Annotated in this window: 14 protein-coding genes; 9 read left to right on the forward strand and 5 right to left on the reverse strand. The window is 45.8% G+C overall.

Translation table 11 applies throughout. The features are described from left to right. The first annotated feature begins 67 nt into the window (after positions 1 to 67). The 5 genes from ACKFKF_RS30495 to ACKFKF_RS30515 all read left to right on the forward strand — a co-directional run bounded on the left by ACKFKF_RS30495 (position 68) and on the right by ACKFKF_RS30515 (position 5,975). Positions 68 to 805 (forward strand): glycosyltransferase, encoded by a 738-nt coding sequence (locus ACKFKF_RS30495; protein WP_446871143.1) that lies wholly within the window; start codon positions 68 to 70, stop codon positions 803 to 805. A gap of 224 nt (positions 806 to 1,029) precedes the next feature. Next, the gene (gene nirB / locus ACKFKF_RS30500; RefSeq protein ID WP_446871129.1) at positions 1,030 to 3,573 is read left to right on the forward strand and encodes a nitrite reductase large subunit NirB; all 2,544 of its coding nucleotides are present in this window, start codon (positions 1,030 to 1,032) and stop codon (positions 3,571 to 3,573) included. A gap of 68 nt (positions 3,574 to 3,641) precedes the next feature. Beyond that, on the forward strand, positions 3,642 to 4,007 hold the full coding sequence (gene nirD / locus ACKFKF_RS30505) for a nitrite reductase small subunit NirD (RefSeq protein ID WP_446871130.1): 366 nt from the start codon (positions 3,642 to 3,644) through the stop codon (positions 4,005 to 4,007). A gap of 60 nt (positions 4,008 to 4,067) precedes the next feature. Next, a complete protein-coding gene (locus ACKFKF_RS30510) occupies positions 4,068 to 5,201 on the forward strand; it encodes an acyltransferase family protein (protein WP_446871131.1) in 1,134 nt (377 codons plus the stop codon). 21 nt (positions 5,202 to 5,222) lie between these two features. Then, positions 5,223 to 5,975 carry a TIGR04283 family arsenosugar biosynthesis glycosyltransferase gene (locus ACKFKF_RS30515; protein WP_446871132.1) on the forward strand — a complete coding sequence of 251 codons (753 nt, stop codon included), beginning with the start codon at positions 5,223 to 5,225 and terminating at the stop codon, positions 5,973 to 5,975. On the opposite strand, the gene ACKFKF_RS30520 is transcribed toward ACKFKF_RS30515, so the two are convergent. Next, positions 5,957 to 6,652: a DUF547 domain-containing protein gene (locus tag ACKFKF_RS30520; protein WP_446871133.1), complete on the reverse strand. Its 696-nt coding sequence runs from the start codon at positions 6,650 to 6,652 to the stop codon at positions 5,957 to 5,959. The two genes, ACKFKF_RS30515 and ACKFKF_RS30520, sit on opposite strands and share 19 nt — an antisense overlap. Before the next feature lie 82 nt (positions 6,653 to 6,734). Here ACKFKF_RS30520 and ACKFKF_RS30525 point away from each other — a divergent pair, with 82 nt between their 5' ends. The 3 genes from ACKFKF_RS30525 to ACKFKF_RS30535 all read left to right on the forward strand — a co-directional run bounded on the left by ACKFKF_RS30525 (position 6,735) and on the right by ACKFKF_RS30535 (position 11,753). Next, on the forward strand, positions 6,735 to 7,601 hold the full coding sequence (locus tag ACKFKF_RS30525) for a polyphosphate kinase 2 family protein (RefSeq protein ID WP_446871134.1): 867 nt from the start codon (positions 6,735 to 6,737) through the stop codon (positions 7,599 to 7,601). A gap of 131 nt (positions 7,602 to 7,732) precedes the next feature. Then, positions 7,733 to 8,746 (forward strand): 2-hydroxyacid dehydrogenase, encoded by a 1,014-nt coding sequence (locus tag ACKFKF_RS30530; RefSeq protein WP_446871135.1) that lies wholly within the window; start codon positions 7,733 to 7,735, stop codon positions 8,744 to 8,746. Positions 8,747 to 9,125: 379 nt separating this feature from the next. Beyond that, positions 9,126 to 11,753 carry a bifunctional diguanylate cyclase/phosphodiesterase gene (locus ACKFKF_RS30535; protein ID WP_446871136.1) on the forward strand — a complete coding sequence of 876 codons (2,628 nt, stop codon included), beginning with the start codon at positions 9,126 to 9,128 and terminating at the stop codon, positions 11,751 to 11,753. Positions 11,754 to 11,764: 11 nt separating this feature from the next. Here ACKFKF_RS30535 and ACKFKF_RS30540 read toward each other — a convergent pair whose 3' ends face one another. The 4 genes from ACKFKF_RS30540 to ACKFKF_RS30555 form a co-directional block, all read right to left on the reverse strand. Continuing rightward, a complete protein-coding gene (locus ACKFKF_RS30540; protein WP_446871138.1) occupies positions 11,765 to 12,667 on the reverse strand; it encodes a cell division protein FtsX in 903 nt (300 codons plus the stop codon). 465 nt (positions 12,668 to 13,132) lie between these two features. After that, complete coding sequence (locus tag ACKFKF_RS30545) at positions 13,133 to 13,507, reverse strand: hypothetical protein (RefSeq protein WP_446871139.1); 375 nt, start codon at positions 13,505 to 13,507, stop codon at positions 13,133 to 13,135. Positions 13,508 to 13,841: 334 nt separating this feature from the next. Next, entirely contained in the window at positions 13,842 to 14,201 is a 360-nt protein-coding gene (locus ACKFKF_RS30550) for a transposase (protein ID WP_446871144.1), read from the reverse strand. Positions 14,202 to 14,362: 161 nt separating this feature from the next. After that, the gene (locus tag ACKFKF_RS30555) at positions 14,363 to 15,004 is read right to left on the reverse strand and encodes a fasciclin domain-containing protein (RefSeq protein WP_446871141.1); all 642 of its coding nucleotides are present in this window, start codon (positions 15,002 to 15,004) and stop codon (positions 14,363 to 14,365) included. Positions 15,005 to 15,211: 207 nt separating this feature from the next. Between ACKFKF_RS30555 and ACKFKF_RS30560 the strand changes: the two genes are divergently transcribed. Further along, a complete protein-coding gene (locus ACKFKF_RS30560; RefSeq protein WP_446871142.1) occupies positions 15,212 to 15,880 on the forward strand; it encodes an iron uptake porin in 669 nt (222 codons plus the stop codon). The last annotated feature ends 76 nt before the right edge of the window (positions 15,881 to 15,956 follow it).

A 15,956-nucleotide genomic window follows, 5' to 3' on the forward strand; every position in this document is an offset into this window, starting at 1 on the left:
CGAAGGTGGAAAATATTGCTTTTCGGCTTAGACCTCTTATTCCCGATAAAGTCTAAAATCTGAGCTGATCGTTGAGAGCGTCTTGACTCAAATCGATCGCTCCTTCGAGTTTGTGATCTGGGACGATGGCTCCACGGATCAGTCGCTGGCGATCGCTCAGTTTTATGCCGCTCAAGATGATCGAATTAGACTGATTGCTGCACCTCACACTGGACGAGTCGATTCTTTAATCAAAGCGATTGCGCTATCTACCGGAACCTATATCGGTCTTATAGATAGCGATGATTTACTTGCCAAACAAGCTTTAGAACAAACAAAGGCGATTCTGGATAGCAACTCTGACGTTGGGTTAGTTTATAGCGATTATGTGACGATCGACGCACAAGGAAAGCCAGTTGAGTATGGTTCTCGGTGTCAGATTCCCTATTCGCGCGATCGTCTGTTGGTCAGCTTTATGGTGATGCATTTTCGATTAATGCGTCGAAGTTTGTACGATCAAGTTGGCGGATTTAATCCTGAATTTGAACTTAGTCAAGACTATGATTTGATCTTAAAGCTGTCAGAAGTGACTGACATTCATCATTTACCGCAACCTCTATATTTCTATCGCTATCATCAAGACTCGATTGACCTACATCGTCAAATTCAGAAAATTATTTGTAGCCACAAGGCTGCTCAAGAGGCTTTGGTCAGGAGAGGCTTGAGTGAGCAATTAGAGTTGACCGTAGAACTCTCTGCTCAGGTGGCATTGCTACAGAAATCTGGAAGTGCTACTGAGATGGACGAAGCGGAATTTGAAAAGTAGACAACTTTCAAGACCCTGGCTGCGATCGACTTCATCAAGCTTTTTTCTCAACTCAATTCTAAGAAAATGATTAAATTCGCATCCTGAATGCAGAAATCGAATTGGGATCATGCACCTTGTGAATAAATAAAGGGACTTTAGTATTGCTCACTACAATTAGGGGCTAGTCACAATTTAGAACTCCGCCTAGTCTTAACAAGGAATGCGCTACAAAAACTCCTGTTATGACTAAAAAGAATTTGGTTGTCATTGGCAACGGCATGGTCGGGCACCGCTTTTTGGAGGAAATGATCGCCAAAGAAGCCTCCCAAAACTGGAACCTGATCACCTTTTGCGAAGAACCTCGTGTCGCTTACGATCGCGTCAATTTAAGTGGCTTTTTTGCCGGAAAAACAGCAGCCGATCTGTCGCTAGTCGAGCCGGGGTTGTATCAGGAAAATAACATTCAAATCTACATCGGTGACAAAGCAGAACGCATCGATCGCACTGGCAAAACAATCACGTCAGCGAATGGTGTCGTGATTCACTACGACAAAGTGGTGATGGCGACAGGTTCCTATCCATTTGTGCCGCCGATCGCCGGAAAAGACACCGCTGGCACCTTCGTTTATCGAACGATCGACGACTTAGAAGCCATGTCAGCCTACGCCAAACAGTGCAAAGTGGGTGTCGTGATTGGCGGCGGACTGCTGGGACTGGAATGCGCCAACGCGCTCAAAAATATGGGCTTAGAAACTCACGTCGTTGAGTTTGCCCCTCGCTTGATGCCTGTCCAAGTCGATGATGTTGGCGGAACTATTCTCAAAAACAGAATCGAAGCACTGGGTGTTGCCGTTCATACTCAAAAGTCCACGACTGAAATTGTGAGTGAAAATGGGCGCGTCACAAAAATGCGCTTTGCCGAAGGTGACGAACTGCCCACCGATATGATTGTGTTTTCTGCGGGGATTCGTCCTCGTGATGAACTGGCTAGAGAGTGCGGATTAGCCGTTGGAGATCGCGGTGGTATTGTCATTGACGATCACTGTCAGACTTCTGATCCTGATATCTTAGCGATCGGCGAGTGTGCCCTTCACAATCATCGAATTTATGGCTTAGTGGCTCCAGGATATGCGATGGCCAGTATCGCGGCTAATCAGCTTTGTAATCAAGGTAGCAACACCTTTACGGGTGCAGATATGTCTACTAAATTGAAACTGCTGGGTGTCGATGTCGCCAGCTTTGGAGATGGATTTGCCAAAACATCCGGTGCCAAAGAGTTTGCGATCGTCGATTCCGTTCAGGGCACTTACAAAAAATTGGTGCTGAATGAAAAGGGCGATCGCTTGTTAGGCGGCATTCTGGTTGGGGATGCGTCGGCCTACGGCACGCTGCTGCAACTGATGCAAAATCAAATCACACTGCCACCTCATCCCGAAGATTTGTTGTTGCCGCCCCGCGAAGGAAAAACCGCCGTCTCAATGGGTGTTGAAGGACTGCCCGACACGGCCCAAATTTGCTCTTGCAACAATGTGACAAAGGGACAAATTTGCAGCGCCATTCAAGAAAATAACTTCACTGAAATTGGCACCCTCAAAAAATTCACAAAAGCCGGAACAGGCTGTGGCGGTTGCGTTCCGTTAGTCACAGACTTGCTGAAGGCAGAACTCAAAAAAGCAGGCGTTGAAGTCAAAAATCATCTCTGCGAACACTTCTCCTATTCTCGACAAGAGCTATATCATTTAGTCAGGTCACAACACATCCAAACCTTTGAGTCTCTACTCGCGCAACATGGACAGGGGAAAGGCTGCGAAATCTGTAAACCTGCCGTTGCTTCAATTCTCGCCTCTGCCTGGAATGACTACATTCTCAATCAGCCTCACGCGGGCTTGCAGGACACAAACGATGCATTTCTGGCCAACATTCAAAAAGACGGGACGTATTCGGTGATTCCGCGCATTCCGGGCGGCGAGATCAAGCCAGAAATGCTGATTGTGTTGGGCGAGGTTGCCAAAGAATTTGGACTCTACACCAAAATTACAGGCGGACAGCGCATCGATCTGTTGGGCGCACGAGTCGATCAGTTGCCCCACATCTGGAAAAAATTGACCGATGCGGGATTTGAATCCGGTCACGCCTACGGCAAAGCCTTGAGAACGGTAAAATCCTGTGTCGGAAGCACCTGGTGTCGATTTGGGGTGCAAGACTCCACTAGTTTAGCGATCGCCGTCGAACTCCGTTACCGAGGACTGCGCGCCCCCCACAAGCTCAAATCTGCTGTCTCTGGTTGCACCCGCGAATGCGCCGAAGCTCAAAGCAAAGATTTTGGCATTATCGCAACCGAAAAAGGATGGAATTTATACGTTTGTGGGAATGGCGGTATGAAACCGCAACACGCTCAACTGATTGCTGAAGATGTCGATCAAGAAACGCTAATTAAATACATCGATCGCTTCTTAATGTTCTACATTCGCACCGCAAACCGATTAGAACGCACCGCTACCTGGCTCAACAAATTAGAAGGCGGACTGGATTACCTCAAACAAGTGATCATTGACGACTCACTGGGTATTTGCGCCGAGCTAGAAGCCGAAATGGAACATCAAGTTGCCACCTACGCCTGCGAATGGAAAGCGACGATCGCCGATCCTCAAAAGTTAGCTCGCTTCAATCATTTCATCAACTCCGACCAACCCGATCCCAGCCTGGTAAAAATTGAGGAACGCGGCCAAACCCGCCCCGCCTTTGAACACGAAAAGGAACTGCTGAAAACAGGCGATCGACTGTAAAAATCGATTGGTTCAAGACAAACCATCAACTCTGATTGATCTGCCTTCATCCTTCATCCCTCATCTCTATGATCCAAGCACTCCCAAATTCAGAAACCGTGACTCAGTGGATTACTGTTTGTTCAATTGATCAAATCTTACCGAATACAGGCGTTTGTGCCCTCGTCAAAGGAGAGCAGATTGCTATTTTTCGAGTCGGTGAAAGTGAGGACGTGTATGCGATCGCTAACTACGATCCGTTTAGCAAAGCCTTTGTTTTGTCACGGGGACTGGTGGGCGATCGCAACGGCGTTGTCAAGGTCGCTTCTCCCATCTACAAACAAAACTTCAGCCTACAAACAGGTCAATGTCTAGACGACGAAACCGTGAGCGTGCCGACCTTTCCAGCCAGAGTCGTCGAAATGCAGGTTCAAGTAAACGTTACTGAGAGCTAGACCGCGCCTTGCATTTTAGCTGTTAGCGTTTAGTTAACTTTTTTCAATTGCTGCGCTTCCGTGAATTCCCCAAACCGACGCTACGATCTAGACTGGTTAAGAGTTTTAGCTGTATTGCTGCTGGTTTATTTTCATGCGGCGGCTGTTTTTTATCGGGGTGAATTGGGCGAGTTTTATATTCAGAATGATCCGTTCAGTCCAGCCTTAACAGCCTTTATCTTTTTTGTTCATCAGTGGCACATGCCACTATTTTTTTTGTTGTCGGGGTCAGCCACCTGGTTTGCGCTCCAGGGACGATCGCCCCATCAATATCTCAGCGATCGCTTCAAGCGCCTGTTTGTCCCTTTTGTATTGGGTACTCTAGTTTTGGTGCCGCCCCAGGTTTATTACAAGTTGCTCAGTCACCATCAATTTCAGGGGTCGTATCTTCAGTTTTATCCTCAGTTTTTTAATGGCATTCGTCCAAACGGTAATTTTGAATGGGCGCATTTGTGGTTTGTCATTTATCTGCTGGTGTTGTCGATCGTCGCGCTACCTTTTTTATTGCTTCTTAAGCGCAAGCAGCCTGAATACTCAAATTGGATCGGCTTTCTCGAAAAACCGGGAGCTATTTTCTTACCCGCTATCCCGTTAGCGATCATTGAAGGCACGCTGCGACCTCATTGGTTTGGCTTTCAAAATCTGTATGACGATTGGGCGAATGTGCTGCTGTATCTAACTTATTTGATTTACGGGTTTGTTCTCAGCTCAGACGATCGATTAGAGAAAGCAATCGATCGACATCAAATTCTCTCATTGTCGTTGGCAATCATCGGAACATTTATTTTATTGAGTCTGAGTATTGCAAATTTGCTTCCAGTGCGTGGTTATTCTTTTGAATATGTGGTGTATCAAATGTTTCGCGGCGTTCACTCGTGGTGTTGGGTGATTGCTCTACTCGCATTGGGACAACGTTATTTAAGTTTTAACAACCGTTTTCTAACGTATCTCAATCAAGCCTCGTATCCAATCTTTTTGTTGCATCAATCCGTTCTCGTTGCGATTAGTTTTTATGTGGTTCAGTGGAAAATTGGGGTTGTAGAAAAGTTCTTGATAATTAGTACAGCAACTGTTGTGATCACGATCGTATTGTACGATTTGACTATCAAACGACTGAACTGGATACGCTTTCTATTTGGGTTAAAGCCTCAATAGAAGAGAACAAAGAGGAGAACCATGTCTCAGGTATCGATCGTCATTCCTACGCTAGATGAGGCGGCTTGTTTAGAACGAACGCTGCATCAACTCATGGTTTTGCATCCACCTGCCTGGGAAATTATCATCGTGGATGGTGGCAGTCAGGATGACACGATCGCCCTTGCACAACGTTATTTAGAATCGATTCATTCAGATATCAAAACGAAAATTATTCAGAGCGATCGACGCGGACGTTCTCCTCAAATGAATGCTGGCGCGAATGCTGCAACAGGAGAAATTTTATGCTTTCTTCATGCAGATACCTGGGTGCCCGATGATGTCGTCTCAGTGATGGAGCAAACGCTAACAAACCCCGAAATTGCTTGTGGAGGCTTCATTTCGCTGATGGTTGGACAAAAGACTCGCTGGGGAATTTCGCTGCACAATTATCTCAAAACTTACTACGCTCCCTTGTTGTTTAGACCTCACTTATTTGTTAAAGGGTTGCGCCTGCTGTTTGGTGATCAGGTGATGTTTTGTCGTCGGACTGATTTTTGGGACTGTGGCGGTTTTGATGAGGCGTTGCCGATTATGGAAGATGGTGATTTGTGTCGCAAACTGCTGCAAAAAGGACGCATTTGGCAAGTCGATCGCGTGGTACAAAGCTCCGATCGTCGCGTCAGAAAATGGGGTGCTTGGAAGGCAACAGGCATCTATCTATACATCGGCATTCTTTGGGGAATGGGGGTTTCTACAGAGTACTTGAAGCGATTTTATGAGGATGTTCGCTGATTCAAACTCCAGTCATAGTAGAGATATTTGATTGAGGTTTTTGGGTTGATCAAATCATTCTTAAGATAGATGCGAATGTAGTCTTGAATCGAATCAGAAGCTTTGAGAAAATCGGCTCGATACCATTTAAAGATCTTGCTGCAATAAAGCGTATCAGCTTCCGAATCATACCGAACTTTTTCTGAATTATTAATAAATTGTTGAGCATCTTCTTCTAATTGCTGCTGAACTTTTTCGGGATAGTAAGCCTCATTTCTTAACAGCGGACAGCCGATCGATGCACAAACGATCGCAAAATGAATTCGAGGATCTTCTAAAGTTCTCAAACGCTGGTTTTCAATCTGGGCCAGGCTGTAATGTGTACCCGCTACAGAGTACGATCGCTGCATAAAAAATCTCAGAAACGCAATCCAGTTTGGAATTCCTAAGATGTTTGGACGAATTGAATCAATTGGATATCGCCGCAAAATTTTAGAAATCGTAAAGGCATTGTATAGATTAATCCACAATGCTAATTGGTCATCGATCGTTCCATCAACCTGATTTAGGGACGCAATTTCAGACAGCCAACTGGTTAGAGCTGTGGGCTGTTCTCGTTGCCAGGACTGATAATCTACTCGCCCCCGATCATCGACGTATCGACGAAGTAAAGCATCCCACGGCGCAAAATTGATCATGTTTCCCCTTCTCAAGATAGTGGTCTATTGGCGGCTAACCGCTACTGTTGATCATGACTCAATTAAATGATCGGAGACTGTTATGAAATACGATCGTCTCATCGTTCCTCCAGGTGCAAAAATCTCTTTAGCTAAAGATTATAATCCTGGATACACAGGTGATTATAAAGATAAAGCAGAAAGCGAAGGGAAACTTAAAAGTGATGTAGAGCGCTTGGCTGCTTTTCAAGATATCCTCTATGCACAAGATACTCATGCTGTGTTAATTCTCTTTCAAGCGATGGATGCCGCCGGAAAAGATGGCACGATCAAGCATGTGATGTCAGGCGTTAATCCCCAGGGCTGTCAAGTTTTTAGCTTTAAAGCTCCGTCTTCAGAAGATTTAGATCACGACTATTTGTGGCGATCGTCTAAAGCACTTCCTGAACGTGGTCGGATTGGAATTTTCAATCGTTCCTATTACGAAGAAGTGCTAGTGGTGCGCGTTCATCCAGAGATTTTGGCAAAGCAACAGTTACCTGCTCAAGCCGTTAAGGAAAACATTTGGAAACGCCGTTTTACAGAGATCAACAACTTTGAAAAGTACCTTGTTGACAACGGCATTATCATTCTTAAGTTCTTTCTCAATGTCTCAAAATCAGAGCAAAAGAAGCGGTTTTTAGCCAGAATTAACCAACCTGAGAAAAATTGGAAGTTTTCCGCCAACGATGCCAAAGAGCGGGGCTTTTGGGATGATTACATGAATGCTTATGAAGATGCCTTCAACCATACCAGCACTGAGGCGGCTCCCTGGTATATTATTCCTGCTGACCACAAATGGTTTACTCGGTTAGCAGTAGCTGACATCATTTGTACTAAGTTGGCTTCTCTCGATTTGCAGTATCCGGCTCTGAAAGAAGAACATCGGCAGCAACTTTTAAAGGCAAAGCAGATGTTAGAAAATGAATAACCGTTAGGAAATGGGGAGGGTTGCTATTTTGGTTCTCGAATGTTTAAGAAGTCACGTTTTTCAGAGAGCTTTGTTGATTAGATTCTCATCAGTTTGCGATTCGTTTCAAAATTAATCTTCCCCATCTTCCTATGAAAGTTGCTGTCTTTAATACGAAGCCTTACGATCGCCAATTCTTCATTACTGCTAACTATGACTATGAGCACAATCTGGTCTTTTTAGAACCTCGTCTGAGTCCAGAGACTGCACTTTTAGCAAAAGGGTTTCCAGCTGTTTGTGTGTTTGTCAATGATCAGTTGGATGCCCATGTCCTAGAGATTTTAGCCTCACATGGAACTCGATTGATTGCTTTACGCTGTGCAGGATTCAACAACATTGACCTCCAGGCTGCTGTCAAATTGAAACTAAGGGTCGTGCGTGTTCCAGCCTATTCACCCCATGCAGTGGCAGAACATACGATCGGACTAATGTTAACCCTTAACCGCAAAATTCATCGCGCCTACAATCGGGTTCGAGAGGGCAACTTTTCGCTAGAAGGACTGTTAGGATTTGACCTGCACGATCGCACAATTGGTATCGTTGGCACTGGAAAAATTGGTCAAATTGTCGCTCAAATTATGCAAGGGTTTGGTTGCCGAGTTCTCGCTTATGATGTGCATCCCAATCCTATTTGTGAGGCGACCGGGGCAAAATATGTAGACCTGACAAAACTGTTGACTGACTCAGATGTCATTACACTGCACTGCCCTTTAACCCCTGAGACGCATCACTTGATCAACCAGACCACGATCGCTCAAATGAAAAAGGGCGTAATGTTGATTAATACCAGTCGAGGTGCGCTGATTGATACAACAGCAGTCATTCATGGATTAAAGTCTCAAAAGGTTGGTTCTCTAGCTTTAGATGTGTATGAACAAGAATCAGATTTATTTTTTGAAGACCTATCTGATCAAATTATTCAAGATGATTTGTTTGAGCGGTTATTAACCTTTCCAAATGTGCTGATTACGGCTCATCAAGCATTTTTTACTAAAGAAGCTTTGCAGAATATTGCCGAAACGACACTTTCAAATATCAGTGAGATTGAGCAAGGTCAAACATGTGCCAATCAGGTGAATTTAGAGCAAGCGATCGCTTCTAAGTAAGCAACAAAACTTTAGTTCGATCGCTACATTTTGAACTATTCAATGTTCTAGATCATGGTATTGTCCAGGTAAAGATTAGTGATATAGTTGTCCCATTTGGGTTGTAGAAATTCGGTGGTTAGTGGTTAGTCGCCAATCAATGGTTGAGCATTAATCAGTAAGAACGTGCTATTTCAAAATTTTCACAACTGATTTAAGACTGCTATAGATTGTGAACTATTTCTAAACAATGAGTGAGATACTTATCAACAAGTTAGGAAGAGAAAATGTGCCAGTTTCTCATCTAGAATCCTAACTATTAGAATTTCTACGCGATCGGGGAATAATGATAAATGCTCAAATGTGCCGCTTTGGGTCGCATTATTTATGAATCGTTCCTATGCTGAAGCCGCCATCGATTCCTCATCGCATCCCGCTACGCCTGATTTTGGTCTTGCCATTTGTCTTGCAAATCCTAACTGTAGTAGGACTGACAAGTTGGATCTCGCTTCGCAATAATCAAAGAGCAATTCATAACCTTTCTAGCCAGCTTCAAGCCGAGACAAGCAATCAGATTTCTCATCACTTAGATGGCTATTTACAGATTCCGCACCAGATTAATCAAACCAATTTAGCTGCGATCGAACTGGGATTACTCAACCTCAAAGACCTAAAAACCACGGGACAATTTTTCTGGAAACAGATGCAAATTTTTAACGTGGGCTATATCAATTTTGGCGGCAAGCAAGGCGAATTTATTGGAGTTGAGCGACTCGACAGTGGCAGTTTTTTGATCAATGAAAGTCGTACAGCATCACCAGACAAAACCTCTGTTTATGAAGTCGATCGCCAGGGACGACGCACCCGCCTCGAAGCCGTTTTGACCAATCAAGCCTCTATTCATGACGAAGGTTGGTATGCAGATGCCGTGAAATCGGGCCGTCCCACTTGGAGCCGCATTTATCAATGGCAAGACAAGCCGACTGTATTATCTATTTCTTCGAGCTACCCTATCTATGACAAATCACAAAAACTAGTGGGTGTGATCGGTGTGGATCTGATACTGTCTCAAGTCAGTGAGTTTTTGCGCGGTTTGAGAATCAGTCCCTCTGGTCGAACCTTTATCATAGAGCGCAATGGGTTGCTGGTTGCTAGTTCAGTCGGTCAACCGTTTGTGGTAGTCAACGGGGAAGCCAAAAGGCTAAGTGCCAGTCAAAGTGCAGATGAGGTGACGCGATCGACGCTACAACACTTATCTCAACACTTTGGCAATCTCAATGCAATTCAGGGAAATCAGCAGTTTAGCTTTGAGCGCGTGGGAGTACAGCAGTTTGTGAGCGTGAGTCCCTGGAACGATCGCTTTGGCTTGGATTGGCTCATTGTCGTCGTGGTGCCAGAGTCCGATTTTATGGAAGTGGCGCACCATAATACTCAGGCCACTATTTTCTTGTGCTTGCTGGCGCTGGTGGCGGCTTCGGCGATCGGGGCAGTCACCTCCCGAAGGCTCGTCGAGCCGATTTTGAGAATGGTCAACACGGCGAATGCCTTATCGAGTGGAGATTGGCAGCAGCGAGTTCAGGACTCTCGAATTAGTGAAATTTCTCTGTTGTCCACTGCATTTAATCGGATGGCAGGACAGCTACAATCTTCATTCACCACACTGGTCTACACAGCGTCTCACGATGCATTAACAGGACTGCTCAATCGCAATTCATTTCAGCAAAAACTACACGAAGTCATTCTGCATTATGAAGAAAACAATCGTATCACCACTGCTGATTCTACCAGTAGTCTATTTGCGGTTCTATTTTTAGATCTGGATCATTTCAAGTTTGTCAATGATAGCTTGGGTCACTTGATTGGCGATCAGTTGTTGATCTCAGTTGCGAGACGATTGAGTTTGTGTTTGCGATCGATTGATATCATTGGTCGCTTTGGCGGAGACGAATTTATTATCCTTCTCAATCAAGTTACCGACATTACAGACGTTACGAGAGTTGCAGATCGTATTTTAGAAGAGTTTGAGCAACCCTTTAACGTGAATGGGAATGAGATCTTTATTGGCATGAGTATTGGAATCGTCTTGAGTACGATCGACAGTAAGCGCCCAGAAAGCTTTTTACGCAATGCCGATATTGCCTTGTATCACGCTAAATTAAATGGCAAAGCGGGCTATGATATTTTTAATGCAAACATGCATACGCAAGCAGTTGAGCGATTGCAGTTAGAAACCGATCTGAGACGTGCGATCGAACGGGAAGAATTTGAAGTCTACTACCAGCCGATCGTGCATTCACAAACTGCCTGCTTGACCGGGTTTGAGGCGCTCGTTCGGTGGAATCATCCGACTCAAGGACGGATCTCTCCTGCCAAGTTTATTCCCATTGCCGAAGAGACGGGACTGATCGTTAAACTGGGCGGTTGGGTGCTTCAGCAAGCCTGTTCTCAAATGAGCGTGTGGCAACAGCAATTTTTGGGCTGTCGATCGCTCACAGTCAGCGTCAATTTATCCGGTAGACAGTTTTTACAAATTGATTTATTAGAGCAGATTAATCACATTCTGATCGAGACGCAGTTACCGCCTCAGAGCCTAAAGCTAGAAATTACAGAAACGATTTTTATGCAGCGGGGAGAAGTCACACGGGCAAAAGTGGGTCGGCTCAAACATCTGGGCATTCAAATCAGCGTTGATGACTTTGGCACGGGCTATTCATCCTTAAGTTATCTGCATCGATTTCCGGCTAACACACTCAAAATTGACAGTTCGTTTATTCATCAGCTTGATGTCAGTGCTGAAAATCGGGCGATCGTAGAAGCGATTATCGTCCTCGCCCACAAACTGGGAATGGATGTCGTGGCTGAAGGGGTAGAAACGATCGCTCAACTCGAATCGCTTCAAACCATGCAGTGTGATCAGATTCAGGGCTACCTCTTCTCGCCGCCGCTATCCGCCAACCACATCACCGAACTTTTGATGACGCAATCGATCGACAGCGCAACCCAATACTGTTGGAAAATTGACCATTAGCGCGAAACCGATCAACGAGTCGAAAAACGACGCACAGCAAACAGACTGCCCAACAATCCTACAAAGCCCCCAAACCCCAACAGAATCAGAGGGAGCGCGATCGCATTTTCTGGTTTAAGCTGCAACCCTGTGGTCAAAAACTGCACAAAGTCGGCTTGCTGAGACAGTTGGTTTTGCAAAAATTGTTCGACACTGCGGATAAACCCCCAGGCGATCGTCGCGCCCACCACACCAAACGTCACGCCCTGAAGAATAAACGGAAAATAAATCCAGCTAGCGGTTGCGCCAACTAATTGCATGACTTCAATCTCGCGGCGACGAGCCATGACAATTAACCGAATCGTCGTATTAATCACCGCCATTGAGGTCAGCGTCAACATGCCCGTAATCGCCAAGCTGACCCAATTTAGTCCGCGATTGAGTTGAGCAATTTGCTTGACCGCTTCATCGACATATTGCACATTGTCCACGCCGCCCAGCGCTTTCAACTTTTTGGCAAGTGAGGGCACCTGTTCAGAAGACTTTGCCTTGACCTTTAGCTCATCGACGAGCGGGTTGCCTTCTAGCTGCTGGGTCACATCTTTGAGGTCAGAAATGCCCAATTCTTTGACTAAATTCGTCCAGGCTGTTTCTTTAGGAATGCTCTGGACAGCGGCGACTTCGGGGATTTTTTCGACGATCGGCTTGAGGGTTTCTGCGCCCACGCCTGTGTCGAGATAGACAGAGACTTCTAGCTGGCTGCCAAACTGATTGAGTAATCCTTCTAGTTGCCACGAAGTTTGCAGTCCGATACCAAACAAAAACAGCAAAACGGTGACGGTGCTGATGGCGGCCCAATTCATCCAGCCGCCGCGCTGCAATCCTAAGAGCGTTTCTCGCAGCAGGTAATCTAATTTAGTAAAAAAACGAAACACGGCTTTTCAGGTGACTTGTAATCTCCGTCATTTTTACCATCAAGTTGACAAATTACAAAAAAACTTGAGGCGCTGCTATGAGGAATAATTGGTAGGCGTGAGATGGGTCAGATCAACGTAGACCTTCAAACAATCAAACTGGTGGTTAAAACCGCAGCTAAGGATCGCGAATTAAATAAGATCGTTTATTGCCAAGCGACTTCGCCCCCTAAATCCCCCATTCTGGGGGACTTTGAGAAAGCAGACATTCTAGAATTTAAGGCAGTTTCGCGGTTCAAAGTCCCCCAAATTTGGGGGATTTAGGGGGCAGAAGCCGAATCAAACGAAGCGAAACCGCGAGAATTACAGGTTGTTTAATTCACGATCCTAAGAGAACAAAACCTACCTTCGCGGGTTAAACACTGCTAGTTTACGAAGGTAGACTTTGTTTGGGTAGAGGCGGCTTCTTACTCACAAGCCAGCTACTTACAAGCGTTGACGCTGCCGACTGAGAATGCTCATCACTTCTCCGGGCACGGGGGCAGGCAGCAAAGCACTCCAATCATTGACTTCAGCAAATCCCCTTGCGTGTAGGTTGTGAATCGTCTCGGTCACGCCACTGGGAGAACTAATGATCAAAATGCGGAGCGACTCAAAGGTGGGAGATCTTTGGGGAATTTCAAACTCGGCGAGAGTGTCCTGTAGCTTGAGGGACGTTTTGGGATGCCTGACCACCAGCGTTACTTTGGGAATGGATTGGGGAAAATAGCGTTCTTGAATCGCTTCTAAAATTGCGTAGGCGAAATCGCAAAGCCAGAACCCTGCGTTCAATATAGCTTCGGCCATGAGGATTGACTCCATCTTAGGTTTTGCAAGAAAACCCAAAAAACTAGCCACCCCGACAAGCATGACAAGTCAGAGCGGCTATGGGAGTGATAAGATCCTCCATTAGCCCTCTAGACTGGGTGTACAGTCTCGCGGGTTAGCTGCCCTTGGTTGTTGTCAGCAATCTTGGGCGGCGACAGACTAGATTTTTTGGGCGATCGAGTTGCCTCATCGCGACGAAAAGGCAACCTTAATCTGAGAGAATATCGGGATTTTTGGTTCGCGTCAAGTAAATTTCAAAATAACCTGGCGGTTGAAACCGCGGCTAAGAGAACAAAACCCGCCTTCGCAGGTTAGAACGCTCTATTGGTCAGTTAGATATCGGGATTTCCCAGGAAGAAATGTCCGTCCGTTGACGATGGTGATTGGCTTGATTGTGAATGTAGGCAGCAACAGGGTTAAGGTCTTGTGGATTGACTGTGAATGCAGCATAACTTCCTTGCCACTTAAAAAAGTTACCTGGTTTCGTCTGATGCGTCATACAGTGAGACGAACTTCCTTTGATCTGTTTGACAAGGGTAGCGATCGCCAAACTTGAAGAAAACCCGGTTAGCAAATGCATATGATCTTCAATACCCCCGATCGCAATGATCTGACATTCCATCTGCTCACACTCATACACAATCACGTTATAAAGTGCTTCTTGAACGTCTGGTGTAATGAGTGGCAGTCAATCCCACGTTGCCCACGCCAGATGCACATACAACTGTGTAAAATTGCGCCTCACACTTTCCTACCCCTCTTTTAGTCCGCGAAGGCGGACTTTGTTCTCTTAGATGCGATTTTAATCGCCCCTATTTGTCAGTCTTTATAACTATTCCCGAATCAAATCTACAGGTTTACGTCAGGGGGAATGATAATCCGATCGACCACATGAATCACACCATTGTTGGCTCGAATATCAGGCTGTGTCACCTTTGCTTCATTCACCGTCACTTGGGCTGACTTGACTTGAATATCGATCGTTTTACCTTCAACCGTTTTCACATCTCCTGACTTCAACTGGCTAGAAGTAATCTCACCCGGAACAACGTGATAGGTCAGAATGCGAGTCAAAATTGCGCGATTTTCAGGTTGTAGAACCCGTTGTCGAGTCGCCGCCGGAACGGACGCAAACGCCTGGTCAGTGGGCGCAAATACCGTATATGGCCCCTTTCCTTGCAAAGTTGAAGTTAGCCCTGCTGCTTGAATCGCCGCCGTCATCATCTTTAACGAAGGGTTAGCAGAGGCCACATCCACAATGCTGCCCGATGTCTCGCCCGATGTCTCGCCCGCAGTTTTGTTGGTTGGCGACGCGCTAATCGTGGGGGGTGTAGTCGGAGCGATCGCAGGGGCATTCTGCGCTGGAGTCGGAGAAGTATCAGCGGGGGCTTTAACCATCTCTGACGCACAGGATGCCATCACAGGAATCAACAGTGCGATCGACATCGCCAACCGTCCAGCACTTAATTTTTTTGGAATAAATATTTGCACAGCGTACACTCTCTTCTACTTTTTCCCACCCCACCGTATAAATATCTACCTCATCAGGCATCTACCAGCGGTGAGAGGTTGAAAATGCCAATTATGTCAATTGACCTATCCGTAGAAACGCCCAACTTCAGTGTTAAGCGAGAATATCGTGCTGATTGATACAAGTTTCTAAGTATAAGAATAAAGTCAAACTACAACCCCACTGCAATGACGGACTTTGGATTGATTGCTACATTAGCGACTTCACAACAGCCCAGACTCGATCCCAATCAGGCTCAAAATCAGCCGTCGATCGCGCTGTCGCAGGTTGTTCCTATTCAAGTGCAGCCGTCTAGAGTCGCGCCATCTGTTTCGCCAGAGCGGGAGATTCAGCCAGAGTTTAGTCAAAAAGCAGCCCAGGAAGCAGAAACACGCCTAGAAAAAAATCAGGCAATTGTAGAGCAAAAGTCTTTCAGCGAGCAGGGTTCGTCCACTTTGTCAGAAGTTTCAGAAAGTTCTACTGCGGTCAAATCAGAGAAGTTTGAACCTGCGATCGCCTCCAATCTAGAAGCTTCAATCCTCTCAAACCCTCCAGAAGTTTCCTCGCCTGTCTTACCTGCTGTTGGCTTATTCGCTCAAAAGCTAGACGACGAGCCATCAATGGCGCAGGTCAATTCTGTCTCTCAACTTGCAGATGTACAGCCGATCGATTGGGCGTTTCAATCGCTACAAACCCTCGTCGAGCGATACGGATGCATTGAGGGCTATTCTGACAAAACCTTTCGCGGCGTTTACCCCAGAGGGGGAACTGCTTCGCAACGGGCCCTGACTCGCTATGAATTTGCGGCTGGATTGAATGCTTGTCTGAGTCGAGTGAATGAATTGTTATACAGCTAAGTTTTGAGTGGGAACGTAACCTAAAAGTTATTTGCGAGTGTTCGGATTTCAAGCTATTGCGGTTTTGTAGTATCAT

The organism is Phormidesmis sp. 146-12, from assembly GCF_052939495.1.

What these genes read in the sequence shown, in the direction of transcription:
- nirB (WP_446871129.1), top strand. Translation starts at nt 1,030, where the DNA reads ATGACTAAAAAGAATTTGGTTGTCATTGGCAACGGCATGGTCGGGCAC.
- nirD (WP_446871130.1), top strand. Translation starts at nt 3,642, where the DNA reads ATGATCCAAGCACTCCCAAATTCAGAAACCGTGACTCAGTGGATTACT.
- ACKFKF_RS30515 (WP_446871132.1), top strand. Translation starts at nt 5,223, where the DNA reads ATGTCTCAGGTATCGATCGTCATTCCTACGCTAGATGAGGCGGCTTGT.
- ACKFKF_RS30520 (WP_446871133.1), bottom strand. Translation starts at nt 6,652, where the DNA reads ATGATCAATTTTGCGCCGTGGGATGCTTTACTTCGTCGATACGTCGAT.
- ACKFKF_RS30525 (WP_446871134.1), top strand. Translation starts at nt 6,735, where the DNA reads ATGAAATACGATCGTCTCATCGTTCCTCCAGGTGCAAAAATCTCTTTA.
- ACKFKF_RS30530 (WP_446871135.1), top strand. Translation starts at nt 7,733, where the DNA reads ATGAAAGTTGCTGTCTTTAATACGAAGCCTTACGATCGCCAATTCTTC.
- ACKFKF_RS30535 (WP_446871136.1), top strand. Translation starts at nt 9,126, where the DNA reads ATGCTGAAGCCGCCATCGATTCCTCATCGCATCCCGCTACGCCTGATT.
- ACKFKF_RS30545 (WP_446871139.1), bottom strand. Translation starts at nt 13,507, where the DNA reads ATGGAGTCAATCCTCATGGCCGAAGCTATATTGAACGCAGGGTTCTGG.
- ACKFKF_RS30560 (WP_446871142.1), top strand. Translation starts at nt 15,212, where the DNA reads ATGACGGACTTTGGATTGATTGCTACATTAGCGACTTCACAACAGCCC.